Raw genomic sequence first — 7,265 nt, 5'->3', positions numbered from 1 at the left:
CCCACACCCCACACCCCACACCCATTTTCACTTGTCTATGAGCGATTCTTACTCTGCTGCCGTCGATAATCCTGCCTATACTGTTGAACAAGCGATCGCTAATATCCAGCAAAGAGAAGACCTAGGCGCGCGTTATTATGCTGCTTGGTGGTTGGGTAGATTTCGTGTTCGTCAACCGGAGGCGATTTCGGCCTTAATTGCCGCTTTGGAGGACAAAAGCGATCGCACTCCCGATGGCGGTTATCCCCTGCGACGCAATGCCGCCAGCGCTTTAGGGAAATTGGATGATCTCAGTTGTGTTCCCGCCTTGATTGCCTGTCTCGACTGCGAAGATTATTATGTGCGCGAATCGGCTGCCCAAGCATTGGCAATGCTTCAGGATCAAAGAGCGATCGCACCTTTAGAGAAACTATTAGAGGGTGGCATCGAAGTGGCCGTTTTAGTGGCGGGAAAACCCCATTTAGTCCAACCCTACGAGGCGATTATCGAGGCATTGGGAACCCTGCAAGCGACGGCAGCGATTCCCCTGATCGAACCGTTTTTAACCCATTTCGTCGAAAAAGTCCGTTATGCGGCTGCCCGCGCCCTCTATCAACTCACGGCTAACCCCCACTATGGCGATATTCTGATTAAGGCCTTGCAAGGGGAAGAATTACAGCTGCGTCGTTCTGCTTTAATGGATTTAGGCGCTACGGGTTATCTGCCAGCTGCCCCTGCGATCGCTAATACTTTGGCGGAAAATAGTCTGAAACTGGTTGCTCTCAAGGAACTTTTAGAAAACCATCTAAAAACTAATTCTAGGGGCGAAAATATCTCGGAAATTCTCACTTTAATGGATAGTTTATTGTAGTTAATAATTGGTTATTTTTTATCTAAATTAAAACCGATAGAATCCAGAGTTATTATGCTAATTCAAACTGATTATGTTGGGTGGCTGAACGAAACAATCAATCTGTTAAAACAAAAAAACTTTGATAAAGTTGACTGGGAAAACTTGATCGAGGAGATAGAAAGTTTGGGCAGAAGTCAAAAACGTGAACTCCGCAACCGGTTAACGACCATCTTAGAACACTGCCTCAAACTTTGCTATACTGATTACGTTGAGGATTATCGAGGTTGGCAAGAAACTATTAGGCGCAGTCAACGAGAACTAGAAGAACTTTTGAGCGATTCTCCTAGTTTAAAACCCTACTGGGAGCAAGTATTTTTAGATTGCTATGCCACGGCTTTAAAAAGCTTGCGAGATAACCCCGATTATCAATCCTTTAACTTTCCCGATGATTGTCCTTTTCCCCAAGAAATTAGTCAGATTTTACAGAAAAAAGTTTGGCAATAAAATTATCTTTAAAAGTTTGTTGGTGGGATTACGAGTCAGGAGTCAGGAGACAGGAGACAGGAGATTATTTTATTTATTCTTCCCACTTCCTAATTCATAATTCATCATTCATAATTCATAATTCCTAATTCATAATTCCTTCCAAAAATGCCTTCGTCAGAATCCGCTCCGTTAGTATCACAACTGCAAAAAAAAGTCAATAGTTTAGATGTACCATTTTATGCGCCAGGGCATAAGCAGGGGGAAGGAATCGGGGAAGATTTAAGTAATTTACTGGGAAAAAGCGTCTTTAAAGCCGATTTACCCGAATTACCCGACCTGGATAATTTGTTTGCCCCGACGGGAGTGATTAAAGAAGCGCAAATTTTAGCAGCCGAGACATTTGGAGCAGATAAAAGCTGGTTTTTAGTCAATGGCTCCAGTTGTGGCATTATTGCGGCGATTTTAGCCACTTGCGGCGAGGGAGATAAAATTATTTTAGCGAGAAATATTCATAAATCGGCAATTTCGGGCTTAATTCTCTCCGGGGCGCAACCTATCTTTATCAATCCCGAATATAATCCCACTATCGATCTAAATTTAAATATAACCCCCCAATCCCTCGAAAATGCCCTGAAACTTCATCCCGACGCTAAAGCGGTGATGGTAGTCTCTCCCACCTATCAAGGGGTTTGCTGTGACTTAAAAACTATCGCCCAGATTACCAATCATTATTCTATTCCGCTGCTCGTCGATGAGGCTCACGGGGCGCATTTTGCCTTTCATCCCGATTTACCTCCGGCTGCCCTCTCTCTCGGTGCTGATATGGCTATTCAGTCCACCCATAAGGTTTTAGGGGCCTTAACTCAAGCATCGATGTTACACTTAAAAAGCGATCGCATTAGTTCCGAAAAAGTCGATCGAGCCTTACAATTAGTTCAAACCACTAGCCCTAGTTATCTGCTTCTCGCCTCCCTTGATAGTGCTAGAAAGCAAATGGCGACACAAGGACTAGATTTACTGAGCAAAACCCTCGATTTAGCCGCTACTGCCCGAAAAGAACTCGATAAAATTCCTAATATCTCTGTTTTAGACTTTCCCCATTCTATCCCGGGTTGTCACTGGTTCGATCGCACTCGTTTAACGGTAATTGTCAAAGATTTTGGCTTAACTGGTTACGAAATAGACGATATTTTGCGAGAAAAATACGCTGTCACGGCAGAATTACCGACTTTAAGCCAACTTACTTTTATTATCTCTATCGGCAATCATCGCGAACACATTAATCGCCTCATTACTGCTTTTCAATCCCTTCAATCTCCTTCCCCTACCAGTTTACCCCCCACTCCTCCTCCAGTCGCGGGAAATTCGGCTATTTCTCCTAGAAAGGCTTTTTTTGCCCCTACAGAGATAGTATCCCGGAAAAATGCCCTCGATCGTCTTAGTGCTGACGTTATCTGTCCCTATCCCCCCGGTATTCCCGTTTTGATGCCGGGAGAGTTAATTTCTCAGGAAATCCTCGACTATCTGCAAACTATTTTAGACCTCGGTGGCACGATTACCGGCGGTGGTGATGATAATTTGGCAACTTTCAGGGTTTTAAAATAATCGCAAAATTATCTGATATATTAACCGGAAAAAGGCGGTAATAGCAATAGCTCCAATGGCTGCCATCACGGCAATGATAGCAATTTCAGGAAAACTTAGAGTTCCTTGCAGTTGCGGAATTAACAGGAAGGCGAGGGTAATTGCTGCTAGAATCGGTAAATCTTTCCCTTCAATCACTTTTTTAAATAATGCCAAAACTAAACCACCTAAGATCATAAAGGCGATGACAATTCCTGCCGAGGGAACTAAACTATTTAAGGCAATTACTAATAATGTCCCCTCAAATCCTGTAAAGGCAGCATTAGCGAAAGTTTCCCCAAGAGAAAAGCGGGAAGTTTTTCTCTTCACTGGAGAAGATGGGGGAATTGGAGAAGGTGGAGGAGAGGGGGAAGGAGGAGGAGATGGGGGAGGAGGATTTAAAGCGGTTAAAACTTCTCCACAGGATTGAAATCTATCCCGGGGATTTGCTAGTAACATTTTATTGAATACTTGGGCTAAATCTGCACTGATATTAGGGGCATAATTTTGCCAATTCCAGACCTGTTTTTGCGGATCGTATAGATCATCAGGATCGCGATTAGTTAAGAGTATAACACAGGTAGCTGCTAGGGCATATAAATCTGTGGATGCCGATACCTGATTGCCTAATTGTTGTTCGGGAGGAGCAAATCCAGCTGAGTAAATTGTTGTGGATTTCTCTTGTGTATTATTGGGATTATTGGTAGCCTGTTTTACTGCCCCGAAATCGAGTAAATAGAGGCGGCCATTTTTGGATAGCATGATGTTAGATGGTTTTATATCCCGGTGAATGGATCCATTTTCATGGATAAATTTGAGGATAAGAAGTAGTTCTTTGAGAATGTTTTTAACTTCACTTTCTTGAAAGGGTTTTTGTTGTTGTTGGAGGATTTCTTCTAAGTTTTTACCGTCGATATATTCTTGGGCCAGATAGAAAAATTGCTCTTCTTCTCCCGTTAATTGATTCTTGACTTTTAAAGGAAAAAAAGCATAGAGATCGGGGATTTGAGGATGTTCTCGTCCTAAATCTTCTAAAACGTGCGCTTCTTGAAAAAATAAGTTTTTCGCTTTTTCTAAAGCTTGGGGACTTAAATTACCGGAAGGTTGAAATTGTTTGAGTACACATTTAGCTTTTTTGGGACTATAACGATCTACTGCTAAAAATGCTGCCCCAAATCCCCCTTGTCCCAATAGACGTTCCGGTAAATAACGTCCCCCCAAAATTAATGGCATCCCGCAAGTAATACAATATTTCTGCTCGATCGAGGTTAAGCGATTGCTATCGTCTAGGTCTAGGCACTGATTACGCGGTCTCGGACAATGGGGACGCGTACAAATAACTTCCATAGTCACCGTTTCCCGTGGTACTGCTCTTAGTTTAGCTACTACCGGCAATTCGGGTTAAAATTTTTATTCTTAAGAAAGAGTTAAAAAGAGGGTTCGTAGGCCGACACGGATTTCCATCATACTACAAGGTTAGCAAAAATTTTAGAGTTCGTCTACCGGCAATTCGGGTTAAAATTTTTATTCTTAAGAAAGAGTTAAAAAGAGGGTTCGTAGGCCGACACGGATTTCCATCATACTACAAGGTTAGCAAAAATTTTAGAGTTCGTCAAGTCTTTGGCCGAAAAAAAGGCCGAAAAAAATTCAGCCATATCTAGCGGTTATCTTAATGGTGGGGTGGGAAGTCTTGGCGCTTTTCTTTAGTTGAAAGAGCGGGCCAGACGATTAACCCCGGTGTGTAATAACTGTTCCAGGCTTTGGCGATCGCTAATGGCTTGAAAATTGATCACAAAACAGGTTAAACCTAGTCCAAAAAGGATAAAAGTGGGGGCCATAACCACACCAATCATTAACCAGGTGGCGACGTGGAGAAACATAGTGACAGCGAACAACAAAGCTAGGGAAGCAATGGGTAAGATTTGACGAGTAGGACGACCAAAATAGAGAAAAAGAACGGTTAAAACGGTGGTTACTAAGTTAGCGGGTACTAAAAAGGCACAAATCGAGACGCAATAGTGGCGGGAAAATTCAGCGAGAGTATTAAAATCTATCATGAATAGTAGTTTATAAATCCCTGAGTCTTAGCACTGTCGATTGTAGCGGAAAATTTACATGATTGGGATGAAGGTGACTAAAGGCTGTGGTGCAATAGATTTTCGAGAGGGAGTTAAAACGAGGATCGGGGTATAGGTCATCCAGCTATAATGAAATCTGGGAAATTGACATCCTCGCCGCCCTAAAAGTGCGGCGATTCCTAAACCTCACGATTTAAGTTTCTGCTTCCACCACCGTCGCATACCACAGTTAAAAAACCATGTACTGTCTTACACAGAGTCCACAGACTTTCGCCCCATTTCAGAAGCCCGATTCCGTGTGTCCCACGGTACGTTGACCGCCTATAGCTTCTTGTACTTGTTGCTTAGACTTTTTACCCGGCCAAGCTTTTCTGGTCGGAACCCCCTAAGCCGAGTTTTCAAGGTGCTGCGCCGTCCACTTGGTTTTTGAGACTGGCCTTTTAATTCTAACGTAAAGCCAACCTAGAACGGCGGGGTTTCAGACCCAAAATTTCCGATGACACCGCCGCATCCCGAAAACTCTCACCCCTTGCTAGGTATAATCGATCGCAGGAAGAATTTTATGAGTAAATTTGTCTTTGTTACTGGGGGAGTCGTCTCCAGTATTGGGAAAGGAATTGTCGCTGCTAGTTTGGGAAGATTGTTAAAAAGTCGGGATTATTCCGTCTCAATTCTGAAATTAGACCCCTATATCAACGTGGATCCAGGTACGATGAGTCCTTTTCAACACGGAGAGGTATTTGTCACCGATGATGGGGCTGAAACCGACCTCGACCTTGGCCACTATGAACGTTTTACCGATACGGAACTCTCCCGTCTCAATAGCGTGACTACCGGCTCGATTTATCAAGCGGTATTGAATAAAGAGCGCCGTGGTGCTTATATGGGGGGAACTGTGCAGGTAATTCCCCATATTACCAACGAAATCAAGGAAAGGATTCTCCGGGTGGCCAAAGATACTAACCCCGATATTGTCATCACAGAAATTGGTGGTACGGTGGGAGACATCGAATCTTTGCCTTTTTTAGAAGCAATTAGGCAATTTAGGAAGGATGTGGGTCGAAATAACGTGGTTTATATGCACGTTACCCTAATTCCTTGGATTCCGGCCGCGAAGGAGATGAAAACTAAACCGACGCAACACTCGGTTAAGGAATTAAGATCGATCGGTATTCAACCGGATGTGTTAGTCTGTCGTTGTCATCTACCCCTACAACCGGGATTAAAAGAAAAACTCTCAGCTTTCTGTGATGTGCCAGTGGAATCGGTGATTACTGCTCAGGATGCCAGCAGTATCTACGAAGTGCCTCTTAATCTGGAAAAAGAGGGATTAGCGCAACAAACCCTAGAATTATTAAACCTCAGTCCCCGATACCCCAATCTGGAGGAGTGGGAAAATCTCATCCGACAGATGCAATCCCCCAGTCAAAAATTAGAGATAGCTATCGTCGGGAAATATGTGCAGTTGGGGGATGCTTATCTCTCGGTGGTGGAGGCCCTCAAACACGCTGCTATTGCCCTTGATAGCGAGATAGAATTGCGTTGGGTAAGTGCTGAAGATGTGGATAACGATTCGGCCGAAGCTCATTTAAGCCGTGTTGATGGTATTGTTGTACCCGGTGGTTTTGGTATTAGGGGTGTGGATGGCAAAATTAAGGCGATCGAGTATGCTAGGGTCAATAATATTCCTTTCTTGGGTCTCTGTTTAGGGATGCAGTGTTCGATTATCGAATGGGGTCGCAATGTGGCCCGATTGGAAAGGGCCAATAGTTCCGAATTTGAAGAGGATACACCCAATCCGGTGATTAATTTACTGCCAGAACAGGCAGATGTGGTGGATTTAGGGGGAACAATGCGCTTAGGTCTCTATCCCTGTCGTTTAAATCCCGATAGTCTGGCTTTCTCTCTCTACGGTCAAGAGGTTATCTATGAGCGCCATCGTCACCGTTACGAGTTCAATAATGCCTATCGTAGTCTCTTTTTTGAGACTGGTTATCTGGTGAGTGGCACTTCTCCCGATGGTCGTTTGGTGGAAATTATCGAACTACCAAAACATCCTTTCTTTATTGCTACCCAATTTCACCCCGAATTTCGCTCTCGTCCCAATAAAGCTCATCCTCTCTTTTCTGGTTTCATGAAAGCGGCCCTCAAGAGTGCAGAGCAAAAGTTCTCCCTTATTAGTCAGCATTCAGCTATTAGTTAGGGTTTGCTGGTTCTATTGGCTCAAAATCTGTTTTTTTGGGGGG

Annotated in this window: 6 protein-coding genes; 4 read left to right on the top strand and 2 right to left on the bottom strand. The window is 43.7% G+C overall.

Going from position 1 to position 7,265, the window contains the following annotated elements:
• Window positions 1-37: 37 nt before the first annotated feature.
• The 3 genes from IQ234_RS10480 (at window position 38) to IQ234_RS10470 (ending at window position 2,923) form a co-directional block, all read left to right on the top strand.
• Window positions 38-850, top strand: a complete 813-nt coding sequence (locus IQ234_RS10480; RefSeq protein WP_193957051.1) for a HEAT repeat domain-containing protein — start codon at window positions 38-40, stop codon at window positions 848-850.
• A 54-nt stretch (window positions 851-904) separates the two neighbouring features.
• Entirely contained in the window at window positions 905-1,336 is a 432-nt protein-coding gene (locus IQ234_RS10475; RefSeq protein ID WP_193957050.1) for a DUF29 domain-containing protein, read from the top strand.
• Window positions 1,337-1,483: 147 nt separating this feature from the next.
• A complete protein-coding gene (locus IQ234_RS10470; RefSeq protein ID WP_193957049.1) occupies window positions 1,484-2,923 on the top strand; it encodes an aminotransferase class I/II-fold pyridoxal phosphate-dependent enzyme in 1,440 nt (479 codons plus the stop codon).
• Here the strand turns inward: IQ234_RS10470 and IQ234_RS10465 are convergent.
• Window positions 2,915-4,288 (bottom strand): serine/threonine-protein kinase, encoded by a 1,374-nt coding sequence (locus tag IQ234_RS10465; RefSeq protein ID WP_193957048.1) that lies wholly within the window; start codon window positions 4,286-4,288, stop codon window positions 2,915-2,917. The genes IQ234_RS10470 and IQ234_RS10465 overlap by 9 nt on opposite strands.
• A gap of 356 nt (window positions 4,289-4,644) precedes the next feature.
• Window positions 4,645-4,998: a hypothetical protein gene (locus IQ234_RS10460; protein WP_193957047.1), complete on the bottom strand. Its 354-nt coding sequence runs from the start codon at window positions 4,996-4,998 to the stop codon at window positions 4,645-4,647.
• Window positions 4,999-5,581: 583 nt separating this feature from the next.
• On the opposite strand from IQ234_RS10460, the gene IQ234_RS10455 reads away from it, so the two are divergent.
• Entirely contained in the window at window positions 5,582-7,222 is a 1,641-nt protein-coding gene (locus IQ234_RS10455) for a glutamine hydrolyzing CTP synthase (RefSeq protein ID WP_193957046.1), read from the top strand.
• Window positions 7,223-7,265 lie beyond the last annotated feature (43 nt).

Source organism: Microcystis aeruginosa LEGE 91341 (assembly GCF_015206885.1).
Lineage (GTDB): Bacteria > Cyanobacteriota > Cyanobacteriia > Cyanobacteriales > Microcystaceae > Microcystis > Microcystis aeruginosa_H.
The sequence above is the reverse complement of the archived record's forward strand: the minus strand, read 5'-3'. Positions and strand labels throughout refer to the sequence as shown.

Bases quoted from the DNA above. Each gene is read 5' to 3' on its own strand.
- IQ234_RS10480 (WP_193957051.1), top strand. From the start codon at position 38: ATGAGCGATTCTTACTCTGCTGCCGTCGATAATCCTGCCTATACTGTT.
- IQ234_RS10455 (WP_193957046.1), top strand. From the start codon at position 5,582: ATGAGTAAATTTGTCTTTGTTACTGGGGGAGTCGTCTCCAGTATTGGG.
- IQ234_RS10475 (WP_193957050.1), top strand. From the start codon at position 905: ATGCTAATTCAAACTGATTATGTTGGGTGGCTGAACGAAACAATCAAT.
- IQ234_RS10470 (WP_193957049.1), top strand. From the start codon at position 1,484: ATGCCTTCGTCAGAATCCGCTCCGTTAGTATCACAACTGCAAAAAAAA.
- IQ234_RS10460 (WP_193957047.1), bottom strand. From the start codon at position 4,998: ATGATAGATTTTAATACTCTCGCTGAATTTTCCCGCCACTATTGCGTC.
- IQ234_RS10465 (WP_193957048.1), bottom strand. From the start codon at position 4,288: ATGGAAGTTATTTGTACGCGTCCCCATTGTCCGAGACCGCGTAATCAG.